General features: G+C 45.3%; 5 protein-coding genes. All 5 read right to left on the reverse strand.

The genetic code is table 11. The features are described 5' to 3' along the window. Positions 1-28: 28 nt before the first annotated feature. The 5 genes from siiE to siiA are packed head-to-tail and all read right to left on the reverse strand — an operon-like array spanning position 29 to position 21,331. Positions 29-16,714: a non-fimbrial adhesin SiiE gene (gene siiE / locus J4650_RS13505; RefSeq protein WP_023993542.1), complete on the reverse strand. Its 16,686-nt coding sequence runs from the start codon at positions 16,712-16,714 to the stop codon at positions 29-31. A 16-nt stretch (positions 16,715-16,730) separates the two neighbouring features. Beyond that, positions 16,731-18,008, reverse strand: a complete 1,278-nt coding sequence (gene siiD, locus J4650_RS13510; protein WP_023993543.1) for an SPI-4 type I secretion system protein SiiD — start codon at positions 18,006-18,008, stop codon at positions 16,731-16,733. Then, on the reverse strand, positions 18,005-19,324 hold the full coding sequence (siiC, locus tag J4650_RS13515; RefSeq protein WP_023993544.1) for an SPI-4 type I secretion system protein SiiC: 1,320 nt from the start codon (positions 19,322-19,324) through the stop codon (positions 18,005-18,007). Before siiC ends, siiD begins: the two co-directional genes overlap by 4 nt. Then, positions 19,314-20,702, reverse strand: a complete 1,389-nt coding sequence (locus J4650_RS13520) for a MotA/TolQ/ExbB proton channel family protein (protein ID WP_000875193.1) — start codon at positions 20,700-20,702, stop codon at positions 19,314-19,316. The genes siiC and J4650_RS13520 overlap by 11 nt, the downstream gene beginning before the upstream one ends. Further along, positions 20,699-21,331, reverse strand: coding sequence for an SPI-4 type I secretion system auxiliary protein SiiA (siiA, locus tag J4650_RS13525; RefSeq protein WP_000389245.1), 633 nt, complete (start codon positions 21,329-21,331; stop codon positions 20,699-20,701). Before siiA ends, J4650_RS13520 begins: the two co-directional genes overlap by 4 nt. Positions 21,332-22,109 lie beyond the last annotated feature (778 nt).

The raw sequence follows: 22,109 nt of genomic DNA on the forward strand, positions 1-22,109 counted from the left end.
CTCACCCAAAGGTGAGGGGCCTCCGTTATTATGCGTGTTCTTCTTGATTATCTACAGGTAGCGTAACTTCATTAACGGCGAAAACATCAATAGCGCCGTTATTGTTGTGCCCTACAGAACTCGTGGAAGGGGAATCATTAATATCATCCTCGGTCTTTCCTCTTGCATTCATTGCGTTCACAATATCCGCCGAGGAGTGATCGACTGAGAATGTTTTCTCCTTAATCAGGAAATCATCGTCCTTATCAATGAATTTCACGTCCATAGTATATTCACCATCTTCCAAAGATAGCGGAACTTCGAATATTGCTTTCTGGTTAGTTATCGGCAGAGTAAACTCTTCTCCTTCAAACATAACACTGACATTAACAATATTCTCAGGTACTGATATTTCAAAAGAAGGTGTCTGACTAATTGAACGATCTATTTCATCCCCAGAGTCAGCGTTTAACAATGTAATACTATAGGCTGTCTCCTTCACCACGCTTTCTTCCGCCGCAGACGGCACTGTACGAAGATGCGTAGCGCTTTCGGCATTCACTGTTTCAGACTCCGGTGGAGTAACCGCTGTTGCCGTGGCGTCATCGCTCGCATCGTCATGCTGGCTATCCGCTGTTACCGTCACCGTTGAGTCAACCGTCACCTCCAGCGAAGCAGATTGCAGTGAGTTCCCCGCGCGATCCACCACCGTCACGCTCAGCGTGTAGGTACCGTCATTCCAGGCGGCTGGCGGCGTGAAGGTCCAGCCATCCGCGCCTTGCGTCGCCTGATAGATGTCTGTCACGCCATTATGCGTCACGTTTACGGTCACCCCGGTCACGTCAGCATCAATATGCTGCAGCGTGAACTTAGGCTGGGTGTGATTGTGATTCGTCACGTTATCGCTGTCTGAAGCGCCATTGCCTTCACCTGCTGCCAGCGCAATCTCCGGCACGGTCAGCGTACTGTCGATCGTAACGGTAATGGGTAACGAGTTTTTCTGATTACCCGCGGCATCGCTTGCGATTACCGATATCGTATAGGAACCATCAGCTAACGGTGTACCTGGCGTAAAGAACCAAACGCCATCGGCATTTTTTTCAGCATTATATACGGTCCCATTGATATCGACCTGAACGACCACAACATCGCTTTCCAGATTCCCGATAATAAAGGTAGGCTGATTATCTCGCGTAATATTATCGCCCACCGTACCACTGTCTGAGTCTGGAGATAATGAAATAACAGGAGTCTCTTTCATGATATCGAGAGGGACATCATCACTCCGGTTACCAATCGCATCCACACTCGTAATGGTAAACTTCCCTTCCGATGGATACGGGATCGCCATACTCCATTTACCATTATCAGGAACGGTTAACGTATAAGTATTCCCATTACTATCGGTTATTATTAGCTGAGATTTGGCTTCCGCCGTCCCCTGCATAATAATTAGATCGTTGACAATATCTGAATAAGTTACGACCGGAGCGTTTGGCGGCGTTCGATCAATAAATATTTCATGTACCTCTTCCTTACGGTTGCCTGCGTTATCCTCAATACTCAAAGTGATATCGTATTTCCCTTCCGGAAGTTGATCGGTCGATAACTCCCACTGCCCATTAGCCGCAACGACAGCGGTTGCCAGCGTGACCCCTGCCACGATTAATGATACCGTAGCGCCAATTTCCCCCATACCTCTCATGGTAATAGTAGAGCTATTACTCCACCAGTCCGTTTTCGATGATGATTTATTGTCATCAAGCTCGCTGGTAAATACCTGGATATGCGTATCGACCCAAATGGAATACTTTTCCTGATTTACGTTACCAGCACGGTCCGTAGATTTAACAGTGATATCCAGCTGGCCTTCTGTGAAATAAAGCGGGTTCACCGGCATCTGCCAGTGGCCTTTGTCATTAACCCAAACTTCCCCCACATTTAAGCCATTAATGATGATTTCTATTTTGCTATTGGGCTCGGCACTGCCACTAAACAATAAGTTACGTGTCGTGTCCGTTATATATATTTTGCCATCACTACCGGTCATCTCTGCTAACGTTTGTCCACCGATAGAATCAATGGCGACAGGCGTCGTATTAAAGGTATCGATAGTAAAGTTTAGCGTTTTCGAGGTAGCCGTGTTGCCTGCTTTATCGGTGATAACATAATAAATGCTATGGGAACCATCGCCCAACGGTGACTCAGGTCGATAAACTTGATTTCTGTCCGTCACCGTGATCGTATCGACTAACACCCCATCAATGAAAATCTGAACACTCTGGTTCATTTCTCCATAAATACTAAACGCAGGCCGGGTTTGACTCGTTATACTATCATTACTGAAAATACCGTTATCAGAACCTGCCATCATAACAGGATTATCGATAAACGTACTGGTATCTATCGTGACGAGTAAGCGAGGCGATTCTGCCGTATTACCTGCCGGGTCTTCGGCAACCACTCGGATAGAATATTCACCATCTTTTAACGCATTATCAAACTGATAGGACCAGGTTCCATCTTCAAGCACAAGAACATTTGCCACGATCTTTTCATCCACATAAATATGGATTGTGGCTCCCGCTTCTGCGGTGCCAACTAACACAGGCTTGTTGTGACTAGTAATCAGATCGTCAAGTGAACCAGAGTTGCTCGCATCTTCAAGGTTGAGCGTTGGGAAGTCGGTTGATGAATCGACATCCACGCTATAATCCTTGCTCACTTCAGTGTTGCCAGCAACGTCAGTAATGCTGAAATGAATATTAAACGTACCATCATCTTGCAGCAGTATCGGCGCGCGCCATGTGCCATCAGCCTCAACCATAACAACGTTGACTAATTTACCATCGACAAAGATGCTGACCTGAGAACCTGCCTCCCCGACACCTGAGACTGACAACGCCCGGTTATTAGAGAGGGCCGGTAATGAATCTTCATCAATGTCAAAGACAGCAATTTGAGAATCGATTGTCACGGTTGTAATCGCAGACTCAACCCGGTTACCAGCAGTATCCGTAGCAACAAATTGCACCTGATACTCGCCGTCGGCGCTATTTGCCGGCATGGTATAGCTAATATTACCTGACGAACTCGCCTCTACTGTGCCTTGTAACACACCATTAATATAAACCTGTACCGTCGCGCCGGGATCGGTCATGGCAACCAGTACCGGAGACTTATTATTGGTAATCAGATCATATTTATCACCGCTATTAGTATCCCGACTTAATGAAATATCGCTGATTTCAATCTGCGTATCATGTTCTATCAGGATATCTTTTTGTTGGCTGTTGCCCGCTTTATCTTCCGATACCACGACAAAGGCATTACTACCTTCACGCAGATCTAATTCTGCGCTCCATCGACCATCATTGCCTACCACCAGGGTAGCAATAACCACCCCCTGCGGATTCCTGATGGTTAAAGTACTTCCGGCTTCGGCAGTACCATCGATGGTGACATGAGATTTATTGGTGATCCAGTCGCCAACTTTGCCACTGTCATCAGCTTCGCGTAATACCACGGTTAACGGCGAAATTACCGTATCCAGTATCACATTCTGCGGACCAAACTCTCTGATATTGCCGGCAACATCTTCAACTTTAAACGTTAATACATAATTACCGTCATTACCCAAAGCAGGTAATACTACGCCCCAGTGTCCTGCGCCTGTCGTATAAGCAATCGCTTTTTCAACGCCATTCACAAAGATAGTGATTTTGCTGTTTGGCTCACTGGTGCCGCCAATCTCCGGCGTCACCGTATTGATATATCCGCCCTCATGCATTCCAGATATATTCCATACCAGTTCAGCAACCTCGGTATCGATAGTGACATCAACGGCGGTAGAACGCAGTTCGCTATTATCGCGAGGGTTGACGATACCCACCTGGACGACATAATGGCCATCTTTCATTTCCGATAACTGGAAAGTATATCGACCCGCTGTATCCGCTGTCGCCTCGCCGACCTTCACGCCATCCACATAAATACTCACAATCGCATTAGGTAACGTGTTCCCAACCAGGGTCGGCGTTTTATTATTCGTCGTAAAGTCTCCTAAGGCACCACTATCGCTCTCCTCGCTGAGCTTTATGGTTGGAGGCGTGACATCAATAACCGGTATTACTACAGGAAAGTCGACCTGCGACGATTCATTACCCGCTTTATCTTTGGCAACAATGCTCACAACATAGGAGCCTGGCGCTAATACTGATGGCGGCGTCCAACTCCATTCACCATTCGCATTGGCGTTTGCCGAGCCGACCACTTTCCCATCCCACTGAATCATAATCGTCGAGAACGCTTCGGCGAGCCCTTTGAACTCAGGACGCAGGCTGGTTGCCTCATACTGATCATCAATAGATGGATCCGAAAGGCGAATGGTAGGATCGATCGTAACCGTATCGATAGTGAATCTTTCCTGCGTTTGCGCAGTATTTCCCGCGACATCTGTTGCGACGACGTTGATGGTATACATGCCATCCGGCAGTATATTCGGCGTCACACTCCAGTTGCCATCGGCGCCAACCGTAATCGTGTGTTTTAGAACCTCCCGACCTGACTTATCGTCAACAATGGTAATCACCAGTTTCGCATTAGGCTCCGCAGTACCTTCGAATTTGGGATTTTGCTTATTCGTAAGGTTATCGCTATTGGAGCTGCCGGTATCAGACGCTGGCTCCATTCTGACACTGACGCTTGTCGTGGTATCAATGGTAAAGGGCAGCTTAGTTTCAGAAGTATTTCCGGCAATATCTCTGAAGACAACAACGGCTTCATATACGCCATCGTTTAACGCAACGGGAACCTGAAATTCCCAGAGGTTATTGCCATTTGCCGTAACCGGATAAGAAACGCCGTTAATTCTGATTACAACAGTATCAATATCGGCGGGTACATTGCCAATAACGAAACGTGGTTTAGTGACACTCGTAATATTATCAACAGCGCTTTCGCCAGTATCATCCGCATCCAGCAAATCAATACTGGGATCAGAAACAATAGTGTCTATTGTGAATGATACCTCTTTGCTAATTTTATTACCTGCGATATCTTCAGCCACTATTTCTATTTTGTAAGTTCCATCCACTAACGGTGTATCAGGGGTAAACAGCCATTTATTACCTGCCCCCTGAGTCAGTGTGCTGGATTTCCCGTTTAAAATTACCGTCACGCTCTGCAGCGGTTCTCTGGCTGAAATTTCAAAACGTGGAGAGGTAATATTCGTAATACCATCCGTAGAATCCTTTCCGGCGTCGTCCAGCATCACGACGCTCAGGCCGTCAATCTGCGTATCCACGGTGAAGCCCAGCGTGGAATTTGCCGTATTTCCTGCCCGATCCGTCGCCTGGACATGGAGAGTATAATGACCATCAGGCAATGCGCTACCTGCAGTAAATTCCCACTGCCCGGCCGCATTTTTACTGATAGGCGTCCAGTTTACGCCATCGAAAGAAACCAGCACCGATGTCACATCATCAGGCGTTGCAATTTCAAAAGAGGGACGGGTAGCATTGGTGACATTATCGTGATCGTTGACGCCGCTATCTGTTGTTAACGTAACACTGTCAATCTGAACCTGCGTGTCGATTTCAATCTGCAGTTCGGCCGATGTTTTGGTATTACCAGCAATATCCGTTACGGTAACAGAGATCGTATGCTGACCGTCAGACAGCGGTTGATCCGGCGTAAAGGTTAAATTCCCCCCTGTGTTTTCAATGGTGTAATCCCGACCATCAATATGAACCACAATGTGTGATACATCATTATCGACATTACCGATAATAAACACCGGTTTGTTAATCCTGGTAAGATTATCATTAGTATCATCACCAGTATCATGGGTGGGATCGAGTACAATTGTCGGCTCTCGCAGAGTCGTATCAATCGTAAACTGCAGCGTTTCTTGCGCAACGTTGCCGGCGATATCAGTCACATCAACCAAGAGAGTGTGTTTCCCATCAGGTAATGCCGAACCGACATTAAATATCCAGCGGCCATCCCCTCCTTTTGTGAGTTCAATCCAATTAGCGGCGTTATCGATTTTAACGCGCACATGGGTAATATCATCAGCGGTAACAATACTAAACTGCGGCTTGTCGACTTTGGTAATGTTATCTACATCGCTATCACCGCTATCTGTAACCAACGTGACGCTTTCAATTTCAGCCGTCGTATCTATCACAACAGGTAATGGTTTCGATGTCGCGGTATTTCCGGCCTTATCTTCAACCGTAACGGTAATATTATAAGAACCATCCGGAATGGCATTGCCTGGTGTAAATTGCCAACCAGCCCCAACCTTAGTCGCGTTATAATCATGACCATCAATCGTCACCACGACTTTAATAACATCGGGGTCAACATTACCAATCGTAAAGGTGGGTCGTGAAATATTAGTAATATTATCGGCGGTATTCGCTCCGGTATCTTGTCCTGCGTCTAAAGCAATAGTCGGAACCTGTATATTAGTATCGATATTAAATACTAAATCTTTATTCGCAATATTACCTGCCTGATCCGTGGCCTCTACGCGAAGGGTATATGTGCCGTCAACCAGAGTATTCGGGCTGTCAAAAATCCACTGTCCGTCGGCATTTTTGCGTATCACATTCCAGTTAGCGCCACCATCCAGGGTTACGCGTACCTGGATGACATCACCGGGAACGTCAATTCTGAATGACGGTTTGGCAACATTCGTTAATTGATCATTCTGCACGCCAGTATCATTAAGCAATACGATATTGTTAATGGTTGTCGTGGTATCAATACGCACCTCAAACGGCGCAGATTCTTTTACATTCCCCGCCAGATCTTCCACCACAACGGCTAACTGATATGAGCCATCAGCCCAGCTCGCAGAAGGCGTAAAGCGCCATTGACCATTGGTGAATACCGCCGCTTCCTCGTGCGTTTTACCGTTGTAAGTTACTTTGACCATCACGCGCGTAACGTCAGAATCAACCTGGCGTATGTCGAACACAGGCCGATCGTGATTGGTGAGGCGATCGCCAACAGTACCACTATCTTCGCCAGCTGCCAGTTCAATCACCGGCGTAGTCAACGTACCGTCTATCGTCACCTTTAAAGGCGCGGATGTTTGCTGGTTGCCTGCCACATCTGTTACCGTCACGGTGAATGTGTAGCTACCGTCCGCCAAAGCAGAATCTGGTCGATAGCGCCAGCCGTCGGCTGATTCGGTGAGTACCACCGTTTTAAACGTACCGTTATGCTCAATACTCAATTCCACGTGTCGAACATCTTTATCGATACTCCCCAACACAAATATCGGCTGAGTGACGCTGGTCAGATTATCGTTCTTATTCTGTCCGGTATCCTGATCGGGCGCCAGCTCAATGGTTGGCGTCAACAACGTGATGTCGATAGTGAAATCGAGCGTCCCCGTCATCTTATTACCCGCACCGTCAGTCACTTCCACGATCAGGGTATGCTGTCCCTCTGGCATATCCGTCGGCCAGGTGTAATCCCAAATGCCAGCCGTCGAACTCTTGATTGCAGTAACCCAAGTCGTGCCGCCGTCAATACTCAGAAGAACCTTTTCCACATCATCCGGTACCGAGATCTGGAACTGCGGACGCACATGTTTTGTGACATTATCGCCAGGGACGCCGCTATCGTTGACTAATTCAATATGATCAATGGCTATTTGCGTATCCACTGTCACCGTCAGCGGCGTAGACGGACGCGTATTTCCCGCCCGATCCTCCACTGTCACCGTCAGCGTATAATCACCGTCGCCCCACGGCGCTGGCGGTGTAAAGCTCCATCCTCCAGCCCCCTGTGTCGCAGTAAACGAGGTTGTCGTTCCATTATGCGTGACGCTGACTGTAACGTTGATAACATCCGAATCGATATTCTGCAGAATAAAGGTCGGTCGGGTGCGATTGGTCATATCATCGCCAGGCGTACCGGTATCATCCGTACTATCCAGCGCAATGGTCGGCGTCGACAACCGGGTGTCGATGAAAAATTCAAGCGTTTGCGTCGCCGTATTGCCCGCTCTGTCGGTGACCATGACGGTTAGGATGTGTTTTCCATCGCCCATATCCGTTGGCCAGGTATAGCCCCAGACGCCTTCGATACCCTGCGCCGCGCTCACCCAGTTTGCGCCGCCATCAATGCTCAGTTGCACAGAATTCACATCCGCCGGCACCGTGATCTCAAACTGCGGACGGGTGCTGTTAGTTAGATTGTCATCCGGCACGCCATGATCATTGACCAATGTAATATCAGTAATGCTGGTTTGCGTATCTACCGTCACTATCAGCGGCGTGGACTGACGAACGTTTCCTGCGTTATCCGTTACCTCTACCGTCAGTGTATAGCTACCGTCCGCCCAGTCAGCATCTGGCGTAAAGCGCCACTGTCCTCCAACTTGGGTTAGTGTCACTTCCTGGCTATTGCCGCCCTGTGTGATCCGCAAAATGACCGATTGCGCATCGGAGTCAATATTGCCAATGGTAAAGCCCGGTCTTTTGACGCTCGTAATATGATCGCCAATGGCACCTGTATCGTCCCTGCTATCCATAGTGATGGTAGGCGTTGACAGCCGGGTATCAATGGTAAAATCGAGCGTCTGCGTCGTCTTATTTCCCGCCTTATCGGTCGCTTCTACCGTCAGGGTATGTAGCCCGTCGGTCACATCTTTCGGCCAGGTGTAATCCCAGATCCCTGCCGTGCCCTGTGTTGCACGAACCCACGTATTACCGCCGTCGATACTCAGACGTACCTCGTTGACATCCCCTGGCACCGTGACACGGAAGTGTGGACGAACGTCATTGGTCAGGTTGTCGCCGGGAATACCGTTATCATTAACCAGTTCAATAGCATCAATGGTGATTTGGGTATCAACCGTGACCGTCAGCGGCGCCGAGTATTTTACGTTACCCGCTTCATCCTCCACCCTCACCGTCAGCGTATAGTCGCCATCTGCCCATGTGCCGGTCGGTGTCACGCTCCAGATGCCGGTCGCGCCTTTGGTGGCCGTCAGCACTTCTTTCGTGCTGCCATGCTGCACCTCAACCGTGACATACCGCGCGTCTGCGTCAATATTACCCAGTAAAAACGTCGGCTTATTCGCGTTGGTCAGGTTATCGCCTTTTGTTCCGCTGTCGTCCGTGCTGTCCAGCACGATAGTCGGTTCTGACAGTAGGGTATCGATGATGAAGTCCAGTTTCTGCGTCGTCTGGTTTCCCGCCTTGTCGGTCGCCTCCACTGTCAGGGTATGTTTCCCCTCTCCCACATCAGCCAGCCAGGTATAATCCCAGACGCCCGGCGTCGCGCTCTGGGTAGCGTTGAACCATGTCTTGCCGCCGTCAATGCTCAGGCGCACCTCGTTAACATCCGTCGGTACCTTCACCTGGAACTGCGGACGCACGTTATTAGTCAGATTATCGTCGGGAATACCGCTGTCATTGACCAGTTCAATGTTATTAATGGCGATTTGCGTGTCCACCGTCACCGTCAGCGATGCCGAATGGCTGGTGTTCCCCGCTTTATCTTCGACTGACACACTCAGGGTATAATCGCCCGCCCCCCATGATGTCGGCGGCGTAAAGGTCCATCCGCCTACACCTTTCGTGGCGTCAAATGTGGTGGTGACGCCGCCATGCTCCACGCTGACCGTAACGCGAACGGCATCATCATCAATATGTTGCAGGTTAAATGTCGGCTGGGTGCGATTAGTCATGTTATCGCCCTGGATGCCGGTGTCGTCCGCGCTATCCAGTACGATGACCGGCGTCGACAGCGTGGTATCAATAGTGAAGTGGAGTGTCTCCGTCACCGTATTACCCGCATTGTCAGTCGCTTTCACATTCAGCGTATAGTCGCCATCCGGCACGGTGCCCGGCCAGGTATAATTCCAGACGCCCGGCGTCGCGCTCTGTGTCGCCTTAACCCAGGTCACGCCACCGTCAATGCTCAGACTGACTTCGTTAACGTCCCCCGGTACCGTCACGCGGAACTGCGGATGGGCGTCGTTAGTCATATTGTCGCCGGGAATACCGTTATCATTAACCAGTTCAATAGCATCAATGGTGATTTGGGTATCAACAGTGACCGTCAGCGACGCTGAGTGTTTTTCGTTCCCCGCCTCATCTTCCACCCTCACCGTCAGCGTATAGTCGCCATCTGCCCATGTGCCGGTCGGTGTTACGCTCCAGTTGCCGGTCGCGTCTTTGGTGGCCGTCAGCACTTCTTTCGTGCCGCCATGCTGCACCTCAACCGTGACATACCGCGCGTCTGCGTCAATATTGCCCAGTAAAAACGTCGGCTTATTTACGTTGGTCAGGTTATCGCCTTTTGTTCCGCTGTCGTCCGTGTTGTCCAGCACGATAGTCGGTTCTGACAGTAGGGTATCGATGATGAAGTCCAGTTGCTGCGTCGTTTTGTTTCCCGCCTTGTCGGTCGCCTCCACTGTCAGGGTATGCTTACCCTCTCCCACATCAGCCAGCCAGGTATAATCCCAGACGCCCGGCGTCGCGCTCTGGGTAGCGTTGAACCACGTCTTGCCGCCGTCAATGCTCAGGCGCACCACGTTGACATCCGTCGGTACCGTCACCTGGAAGTGCGGGCGCGCTTCATTGGTCAGATTATCGTCGGGAATACCGCTGTCATTGACCAGTTCAATATGGTCAATGGCGATTTGCGTATCGATGGTGACCGTCAACGGCGCTGAGTGGCGAATATTACCCGCCTCATCTTTCACCGTTACCGTCAGCGTATAGTCGCCATCAGTCCACGCGCTGCCGGGTACAAAACGCCACTGCCCGTTAGTCTGCGTCAGCTCCACCTCCTCGCTGTGACCATCGCGCATCACCTGCACGACGACCTGAGTCACGTCAGAATCAATACCTCCGATAATAAAACCCGGCGTTTTAACGTTAGTCTTATTATCGTTGGCGGTGCCGCTATCATCTGCGCTATCCAGCGTGATGGTCGGTGTCGACAATGTGGTATCAATGATAAAATTGAGCGTTTCCGTCGCCGTGTTGCCTGCAACATCGGTTGCTTTCACTGTCAGGGTATACGTATTTTCGACCAGATCTGTCGGCCATATATACTCCCAAACGCCGTCAGACGTCAGCGTTGCGTTAACCCAGTTGATGCCGCCATCAAGACTCAGTTGCACAGAGTTCACGTCCGTCGGTACCGTAATATGAAACTGTGGACGTGCTTCATTGGTCAGGTTATCCCCGACAATACCCGTGTCATTAAGAAGCTCAATGCGATCAATAGACGTTTGCGTATCGATAGTCACCGTCAGCGGCGCAGAATAATTTGTATTACCCGCCTTATCTTCTACCTTTACCGTCAACGTATAGTCGCCATCGGTCCAGGCTGCGCCCGGCGTAAAGCGCCACACACCGCCGTTCTTAATCAACTCTATCTGTTGGTTCTTACCATCATGCGCCACCGTCACCACCACTTTGGTCACGTCGGCGTCGATATTACCGAGGGTAAAGCCTGGCATCTTAACGTTGGTGATGTTATCGCCAGCGGCGCTGTCATCCGCACTGTCCAGGGTAATCGTCGGTTCTGACAGCATGGTATCGATGATGAAGTCCAGTTTCTGCGTCGTTTTGTTTCCCGCCTTGTCGGACGCTTCCACCATCAGGGTGTGAGGGCCGTTAGCCACATTCGTCAGCCAGGTATAATCCCAAACGCCCGGCGTCGCGCTCTGCGTGGCGTCAAACCACGTTTTGCCGCCATCAATACTCAGTCTTACACCGTTAACATCCGCCGGTACTGTCACCTGAAAGTGCGGGCGCGCTTCATTGGTCAGATTATCGCCGGGGATACCGCTGTCGTTAACCAGTTCAATACGGTCAATGGCGATATGCGTGTCCACTGTCACCGTCAACGGCGCGGACTGCTTCACATTTCCGGCCCTATCTTCTACCTTCACCGTCAGGATATAGTCGCCGTCCGCCCAGTCGCTGGTCGGCGCAAAGCGCCACTGTCCGCCGGTCTGAACCAGTGGCACCTCCTGTTTAATGCCATTGTGCATTACCTCCACTGTTACCCGGCTGACATCGGTATCAATATTGTTGAGGGTAAAGCCCGGCGTTTTAACATTGGTGATATTATCGCCCGCGATGCCGCTGTCATCTGCGCTGTCCAGCGAGAGGGTCGGCACAGACAGAGTGGTATCGATGGTGAAATCAAGTTCCTGCGTCGTCTTGTTTCCCGCCTTGTCGGTCGCTTCTACCGTCAGGGTATAGCCTCCGTCGGCCACATCATCCGGCCAGATATAATCCCAGGCGCCCGGCGTCGCGCTCTGGGTAGCGTTGAACCACGTCTTGCCGCCGTCAATGCTCAGGCGCACCACGTTGACATCCGTCGGTACCGTCACCTGGAAGTGCGGACGCACGTTATTAGTCAGATTATCGTTGGGAATACCGCTGTCATTGACCAGTTCAATGTTATTAATGGCGATTTGCGTGTCCACCGTCACCGTCAACGATGCAGAATGGCTGGTGTTCCCCGCTTTATCTTCGACTGACACACTCAGGGTATAATCACCATCCGCCCACGCCCCTGTCGGCGTAAAGCTCCATCCGCCTGTGCCTTTCGTGGCGTCAAATGTGGTGGTGACGCCGCCATGCTCCACGCTGACCGTAACGCGAACGGCATCATCATCAATATGCTGCAGGGCAAATGTCGGCTGGGTGCTATTCGTCATGTTATCGCCCTGGATGCCGGTGTCGTCCGCGCTATCCAGTACGATGACCGGCACTGACAGCGTGGTATCCACCGCGAAATCGATGGTCTTCGTCACTGTATTGCCTGCTTTATCAGTCGCTTCCACCGTTAGCGTGTATTGACCATCTGCCAGGTCTGTCGGCCAGATATACTCCCAGCTTCCTGCCACGCCCGGAGTTGCCTGAACCCACGAATTACCACCGTCAATGCTCAGACGGACTTCATTGACATCCGTAGGTACCGTCACACGAAAGTGGGGACGGTCGTCGTTGGTCATATTATCGCCTTTCACGCCGCTATCGTTGACCAGTTCCACCCCATCAATGGCGATTTGGGTATCGATAACGACCGTCAGCGGCGCTGAGTAGTTGGTATTTCCTGCCTTATCTTCTACTTTCACCGTTAACGTGTAGCTGCCATCCGCCCACGTATTCCCTGGTGTAAATAACCAACTACCATTGAGGTGGGAAAGTTCGATCTCTTCGCTCACGCCATTGTGCATCACCTGTACGACGACCCGATGCGCATCAGCATCAACACCGGAAATAGCAAAACCTGGCTTATTGATATTGGTCAGGTTATCGCCTGTAACCCCCGTATCATCCTTAGAAAGCAGGGAAATCACCGGCGTTGATACTGTGGTATCGATAGTAAAATCGAATACCGCACTGTTCGCTTTATTACCCGCAATGTCCTCAACCTTGACATAAACCTGATGCAAGCCTTCCGTTAAATCTGAAGTAAAGGTATAGGCCCATGAACCATCAGGTTGTTGCGTGGCAACACCGATCTGCGTATCAGACATGGCATCCCATACCTGAACACTGATAATGTCCGGATCAATATCTTTTAGGTGCAAGGTAGGTTTAACGATATTCGTTAAATTATCATCTGCAATTCCCGAATCTGAATCCGGGCTCAATGAAACTATCGGTATTGAAATAGCAGTATCGACGCTAATTAAGAAAGGATCCGAATGGGCAATGTTGCCAGCGATATCTTCAACTGAAGCGGTTATTCTATGATCGCCATCAACCAAACCTTGATCGGCTTTCAGGGTATACTCCCATCTGCCATCTTTATTTGTTCTGACCTCAGCGATCAGTGCGCCATCAATATAGAGTTTAACCGTTGAATAGGGTGCAGCGGTTCCTGTCAGTGCAGGATTCTTTTCATTAATAATATGGTCTGTATTATCAACCCCCGTATCGTTGACCAACTCTATTGTTGGTTTTTGCGTTTGCGTTACGATTTGGAAATTATACGCTGATGAGGAGGCAGTATTACCGGCAATATCTTCTACCTTTACCGTTACGTCATGCGAGCCATCGGATAACGCTGTGGTAAATTGAAAATTCCATACACCATCATCGCCAGCAATAGCCTCACCACTTAACACACCGTCAACATAGATGGAAACCTTAGCATTAGCTTCAGCCATCCCGGTAAACAACGGCGTATTAATTTTAGTAATCATATCGCCTTTAACGCCAGAATCAGCGCTATCATGCAACATAACAGTAGGGATCGGCGTAAAGCTATCAATGGTAAGCTGATAATCTACAGATGACGTTCTTCCTAAAGGATCGATGGATTCAACCGTAATCTTATAAACATTGTCAGACAGATTTCGGGAAATATCAAAATTCCAGTTACCGTCTGCATCCGCAGTCGTCACGCCTATCGTTTTACCATCAATAAGGATATTTACGGTAGCAAACCTATCCGCTGTTCCCAGTAACGTCAGAGCATTATGTTTATTGGTAATCCAGTCGCCTTTTGCACCGGAATCATCACTGGCATCGAGTTCCGCTTTTGGAGGTACAACTTCAGTTTGAATAGTAAAAGAATATTTAACAGTAGAGGATTTATTACCGGCGGCATCCTGAGAAATGATTTCAATATCATAGGCACCCTGAAGAAATTTATTACTAAACTGATAATTCCAGGTCCCGTTTGAGTCAACCTCAATGCTGTCATATAATTTACCATCTCGCATCAATAAGATGGTAGACTTTGGCTCTGCCGTACCGACTAAAGCCGGTAAATCATTCCCTGATAAAATTATACCATTCGGTAAAACAACAAAATCCTCCAAAGAAACTGTCGGAGGTACAGGGGCAACAGTATCGATAACGTAACTAAAGGAAAAATCCTTTTTGTTGCCAGCGACATCTTCAACAGTGAACGTAAGATTGTTAACCCCTTCCACTGAGTCGGAAGTGAAATTGAACGTCCATTCGCCCTTGTCATTCGCTTTAAAAATAACCTCTTCGCCAGTCTCACTATTTATGACACTGATAATAGCATTTGGCTCAGTTTTACCTGTAAAGGTTGGGCGAGTATTGTTAGTAACGTTATCTCCAACAATACCGCTATCATCAGTAGTTTCAATCTCAGCGCTGAAATAGCTGATACGTGTATCAATAGTAAAAGGCAGATTTGCCGTCGCTGAGGTATGCCCGGCAATATCAGTAGCTGTTGCTGTTATATTGTATTCGCCATCCTTGAGCGGCGTAGTAAGCGTATAGCTCCATGTCCCATCTTTAGCAACAATGACCTCACCAAGATGTTTAAGTCCAAGATAAATAGAGACTGTAGAACCGGGTTCCGCCACACCAATAAATGTTGGCAGGGTGCTATTAGTAATGCTGTCATTTTTAATGCCGGAATCACTACTATCATCCAGCTCAATCGTCGGCTTTTCCGGAGCAATGGTGTCGGTTATGATACTATCCGTCGTTTCGTTTTTATTACCTGCTTTATCCACGGCAACGACTTTTATACTATTTTCGCCCTCAGATAGTTCATTATCTTTAAATTCATAACTCCAGTTTCCATCTTTATCGACATCAACGCTGGCAACCAGTTTATTATCTACATAAATGTCAACCTTGGCATTCTCTTCCGCCGTACCAACAATTGAAGGCGTCAAGGTCGGCGTTAAGCCCTTATGACCAGACACACTACTTTCAGGCGAAAGTTCAAATGTTGGCTTATCGGTAACGGAATCGATAGTAATGACAAGTTTGGCGCTACCGCTCCCATCAGCAGTCTTGGCCTCTGCCTCCAGATTGTATGTTCCATCAGTCAATGTTTCAGGCGCTGTAAAGGTGAAGTTACCCAAACTATCCGCTACAGCCTGACCGACAGCAATACCATTAATTTTAATAATGACCGTGGCATTGGGAGCAGTGCTACCTACAAACTGAGGTTTGGTAAAATTAGTTATACTATCATCTTTGCTACCGCTGTTACTTTCGGCCGCAAGCGCTAATGTGACTTTAAGCGGCTCTTTAACAGACTCGGCATCGAGCTTATTTTCCTCATTTTTACTGCTATTACTTTTGCCAGTGCTGGTATTTTTATTAATAGGTTGAGGAAGAACTTTTTCAGCATCGTTCTGTTTAGAAGCCTGCGTTGCTTTAGCCTGTGTATTTTGCTGGGAAGCATCGCTTTGCTGAGCCAGATTGTCTTTTGCTACATTGTCAGCCAAAAATTCCTGCAGCATTTCTTCCATTTGCTTTGACGAGTTCTGTACTTCAAACGCTTCATTGAGCGCTTTTTCTGCAGCCTCCTTAGCTTTCTCTGCTTCTTCCTTCGCCTTATCAGCTTCTTTCTTTGCGTTTTCAGCCTCGTCAAGCTGCTTTTTTAATTCCTCTTCTTCCTTCTTATTTCGTCGTTTGCCATTACCTTTCTTTTCTACCTGAGCAGAATCAACCAATGAGCTGTCAATTCTCTCCAGTTGAATATCTTTTAAATCTACGCTGCCCAGAATTTTAGCGCCAGTAATAGTCTTATCTTTAAATTTAACAGCGAGGTTATTGCCTTTGATACTTGAATAAAGAGCGCCATTGACAATGATCACTGAACCACGCGGCGTGGTAATGTTCATGTCTGGCCCGGAAAGAGAAACTTTTGCGCCTTTGGCATTACCCAAAGAAGATAAATCAATTACAGAATTTTGATCGGCAAAAAACTTTTGTATGCTTTTATTTCCCATAATATTATATTCACTCTCAAGGTGTATCTAATCGTTTAGTATTAACTGGTTCTGAAAAGGCTTTGTCCACGCCTTTCATCAAGGGAGATAACAGGTATTCCATAATGCTGTGTTTTCCGGTAATTACACTGGCGTCAACAGTCATACCTGGTTTTAACCACCGTAAATCATCTTCATTAACATCGAATGCAATAATTACTTTATAATAACGCTGAATTGTTCCTCCGGTATTTTCCTCATAGGAATCAGGGCTAATATTATCGATAGTCGCATTATACGATTTTATCTTTGGTTGGATAATTGACTGCACATCCAGTTTAACGGCTTCATCTACATATATTTGGTCACGGTATTTGGGTAATATTTTCACATCGGCCAGCATAGTCCTTACTTTTGGTTTTATTTCAAAAAGTAAGTCCGCCGCCTGAATCACACCACCATGAGTAGTGGCACTTTTATTGATTTTATAAATTACACCGTCAACCGGTGAATAGATATCCTCCTCATTTATCTGCTTCTCTATTACTTTTAATGTAGAGTTAACAACCTCAAGTTCCTGAAGATTTTTAGATATTATTTTAGATAAAGATAGTCGCAATTCATTATTAAGCGCCTCAATATCATTAACAACCAGCTCAATATCATCTTTTTTTAAAGTGATACTACTTTCAATATCATTAATTTCAGACTTAACTTTTATATACGCCTGTTTCTTGTTAAGAAAATTGGTATATGGGCTAATTCCTTTTTTTACCAGTGGGGAAAGAATATTTATTTCTTCGGAAAGCAATGCGAGTTCTTTTTCTTTCGAACTCAGCTTCTCTTGTAATCCGCTAATCTCAGAATCAAGAGAGGTTTTTTTTAACTCTTTAGCTCTTATCTGACTATGCACTAATTCAATATTTGCTTTTACCTCTTTGTTGCTTAAAGAACGGGTGCCATCCAGGGTAATCAATCCACTCTCATTTTCTTTATCAAGAATGAAAGATATTTCGTTAACATCTTTATCCAGATACCCTTTTTGAGTTCTATACCTTTGATATTCTTTTTGCAGATCAAGGTTAACGACCTTTGCAAGGAGTTCTCCTTTTTTTACAGTATCACCCTCGGCTACATAAATATCTTGTATCGTCCCTCCTTTAGAAAGAGATATTAACTGAGCATTATCTTTAGTAGTGATAACGCCCTGACCATGAACCACTGAATTAATTTCTATAAAGTAGGTAAGGATAATAATTAAGATCGTCAAAGAAATAATTATCATCATGAGATGATCGCTTTGTCTTCTATTCATTTCATTACATTTAACTCACTTTCAGTATTTCCTTTTAAATAATCCATTAAATGAAAAATCAATGAGAGTTGCTGTAGCTTTAAAATATACAGGCTATATTTGCTGTCGACCATGCTTACATATGCCTGAAATGCTTCATTACGGCTTGAAATTAAATCAAGCAAACTTTTTTGCCCTAACTGAAACTCCTGCTCATATAATTCAGTAAGCTGTAACGCGTTTGTATGTGAACGTTCCGCCACTGAGTAAGTCTCTTTTGCAGCGGCGTATCTTGAAAGTTGTGAATCAATGTTATAACGCGTTTTAATCAAAAAATCGTCAATTTGCAGCTTAGCCTGCGAGTAACTTGCCACCATTTTTCTTTCCTGGGCTGAATTTCTGAACCCATTAAAAATGTTGAAACTGACATTGATACCCGTTTTAAATTCATCTTCATAATCACTTTTTTTGGCACTACCGCTCGGGTTATTCTGTACATAGCTGGAAACAAGATCTACAGTCGGAAAATAGGATGATTTTGCGGCATTAATATCTTCGGTCGCGGCTTTTCGGGTATTGACAAGCATCTTATAGTCATCGTTGTATTTCATCACCATGTCCATAAGTTTTTCAGGGCTTTCGACAAAGATATATTTTTTGAAGAGGTTGAATTTTTCATCGCTTTGAATCTGAACTGGTGATAAATTCAGACCAGTCATGTTCTGCATTTTATACATTTCATCATCCAACATCGACTGATACATAATGCTTCTGGTATTTAATGCATCGATAGATACTTGTACTTTACGCATATCAGATTGCATAGCTACACCGGAAGATACCAGCAGCGAAAAAGTTTCCAGCATCTTTTTATAAAACTCTTTCTCCAGATTTACGCCATCAATCATTTCACGATATTTACTGATGTTGTAATAGGTTGTCACAACCTCCTGAGACACTATATTCTTTGTTTTTTCATAGTCAGTTTTACTATTATCTCTTTCATATTCAGATTTCCTGATATTAGCCCCCCTCACTCCAAAATCCGTTATTCGGTATGATAAAGACACCTTATTTTCAACGTTCCTCTCGGTACCTGATGACTCTTTCCTGTTATTATTAAGGCCAGATGTTAGATCCAGGGTAGGATAAAGTGCTGCCCGTGAAAGATCTAAGTCACTGTTTTTCTTTTCAGTCTCATAATATGAAACAGCAACAGAGGGCTGATGAGTTAATGCGGCATTAACTAAATCTCTTAGAGGAATGACCGGAAGCTCGCTGGCGTATGTACTTTGTGTAATAAAAGCAGTCGTCAGAAAAAACATCTTAATCTTCATTTTTTTCCTCCTTGTTTAACAAACGTTGCTTTACTATTTCCTGATGCATAGATGTTATTTTTTCCATTAATGGCATATAGGTATCACGGTAGCTAACCATTTCAGCACTAATCTCTTTAGTATTAGTAATAATCTTTTTATCAGTAGCCGATAGATCGGATAGCGCTAAATGAACATTGTTCATATCCTCATCCATTTCTTTTCTCAGCCCATCGAGAGTATGAGAAATATCGGCACTGCCAGCGGCAATATCGTTTATGGTCTTACCATGTGAAAGAGATTCCTGATAGCATTTATCAACTGATGCCATTATTGAATCATTCTTTTTATCTATAATATTTTGTATTGTACTCATTGCCTCCAGTCGTGCATTATTATCAGCAAGCAGGATATTACCTTCAGATAAACGCGAGGTAATTGTTATTACACCGTCAGATAATTTTTTGAGATTTTCGTTACTGCTTACCAGATAACCATCAATCAGCGTAGAAAGTTGCTCTAGTTTTGCTGAGTTATCCAATAGCCGGTTTTGCAAAGTGACAAAGCTATCTGATAGCATCACTCGTTTCTTTTCTTCATCCTGCGTCCGTAAGTTTTCAACTGTCAGGTAGTTATCAAAAAACGCTTTAAACAACTCTTTAAATTCTACAAGCGTCTCTGATTCAACCCGCAGGCTTCGTTGTTTATTATTGGATCTGTTGCTTATGATTTTTAATTTTTTGATTTCCGTAGAAACAAGGGAATAGGAGCTGCGAACAAAAACACTTTGTGAGGTCAGGAGTATGGCGCAAACAACACCATAGATAGAAGATACAAATGCGGTATTCATCCCTTTCAATGGTTCAGAAAGCGACGCTACCATTGTCACGATCATATTGAGTGTATTACTTGCATTATCACCGCCAACATCTGATGGCGAGCTCAATAAGTTCCCGATTGAACCAATCGTAATAGACAGACCCGCAAACGTCCCCAACAGGCCAACAAGCGTCGACACATTACTACAGCTCATAATAAATGACAATCGTTGATTACGGGCGGTAGACACATTGTCATCTAATTCCATCAGCAAATTGAAATCACACTGTTTGGGTTCCCCGGCAAACAAAACCTGATTGAGGTTAGAAAGAATGCTATTTTTTCTACTGGCGTCCTGAGCTATTAATATGTCTTTTGCTGAAATATTTTTAAGAATAGTGAATAATGCACACAAAGAACCTGTAATATAAATGGCAATAATGACTCCATTGTAAATTGCAGAAACCATGAAGTTATCAAAAACATACTCTCTTATACCGGGAAAAGATAAAGCGAAAAAAGGGAGTATGGCAAGGAAAAAACAGACAAACAAATAGCGGTAATGATTTATATATTTCACTCTGACACCTTTTTATTAATAGTCGTGATAATAGCTTTACTCGTTGTACTTGATGCTGCGGAGTTAACACTCATGTCAATAACTACATCAGGATATATTTTCTTGATCTCTTTCATCAAAATAATTCCCCGTTCATATCCCAGTCGTAGAGAGTCAGAGAAAGAGATGTCTGCCTGAGGAATAACCATTTCTATCAATAAATTACTATTGATTTTGTCTTCTAACCAAGCCTTTATTTTATGAGTGTCCTCTTCTGAAAAGCTTCTCAGCCTGCCATGATACGTAATAACAAGCTCATTTTTTGTAGACGTTATATCAGTTTTCTGACCATCGGCGATATCGTATACTCCAACCTCCTTACCTGACATTGTAGTCATTCCGTCCGACATATCTTGGGTATTCACTTCCTTATTAATTATTTCATTAGCATTTGAATTGTCATTGGCTCCGCTATTTTGAGCAGTAGATTTAGTCTTACTCTCTATATTTGCTTTATAAACTTTAATTGAGTTGTCATACATAATAATCATATTATTAAGTGCAAACACCAACATAAGAAATATAAAAATGCACAATACCGTAGAGAATGTATCAACAAAACTAGGCCACGGATTACTTTCGTCTTCCATGTTGTCTCCTGATATTACATTGTGAATAAAATGTTTTTGTGGATTAGAAAGGATAATGGATGCTCAACTTATTCAGAAAGTGAACGCTACCGCCCTTGGCTTCCTGCTACCAATACGCTTTATAGAGTTCAGTTTTCTTACATCTCGTAATCAGAAAAATAAAAACAATGACGCCATTTTTATGCGCCCACAACAAAGATGAGTGCTTTAATTAAAAACACTCTTCATTTTTTTAATTAGGTAAACATCAATTATTGCACTAACTATATCTTCCCCAATAATAGGTATCGCATAAGCTCTCAACTCATAAATAAAAAATAGTCATCAGCAAATTAAAACCACCCATCGATAAATAGATTTGTTAGCTAATCATTGAAACTCTAAATCATTTTAAGGACATATTTCTTTTTAATACGCGTTATAACCATACGTATTTAATAAATTTGCCTCCAGAGGATAAAATTAATTTTCACAATTAAAACATAGGGTCATAGGGACTTCAATATAACTTAAATCATTAAAAATATAATAAGTGGGGAGTAAAAAATCAGAATTGCGTAAAAACACACACAAATAAAACCATTTTTTATATAAAGCCAGCTATAAGTAACAACTTTATCTTCAGCAATTAAAAATAAAGCAAGATGCACATATCATATTTGAGCTCATCACAAGCTAAAGCAAACATTTAATTAACTATTGATAATACCGACCATTCTCTAACGTTATTTTATAATATCTTTTTGTTGTCAAAAAATGGCTATAAATTATATATTTT

The sequence above is a fragment of the Salmonella sp. 32120201201600049SM genome (assembly GCF_017572835.1).
GTDB lineage: Bacteria > Pseudomonadota > Gammaproteobacteria > Enterobacterales > Enterobacteriaceae > Salmonella > Salmonella enterica.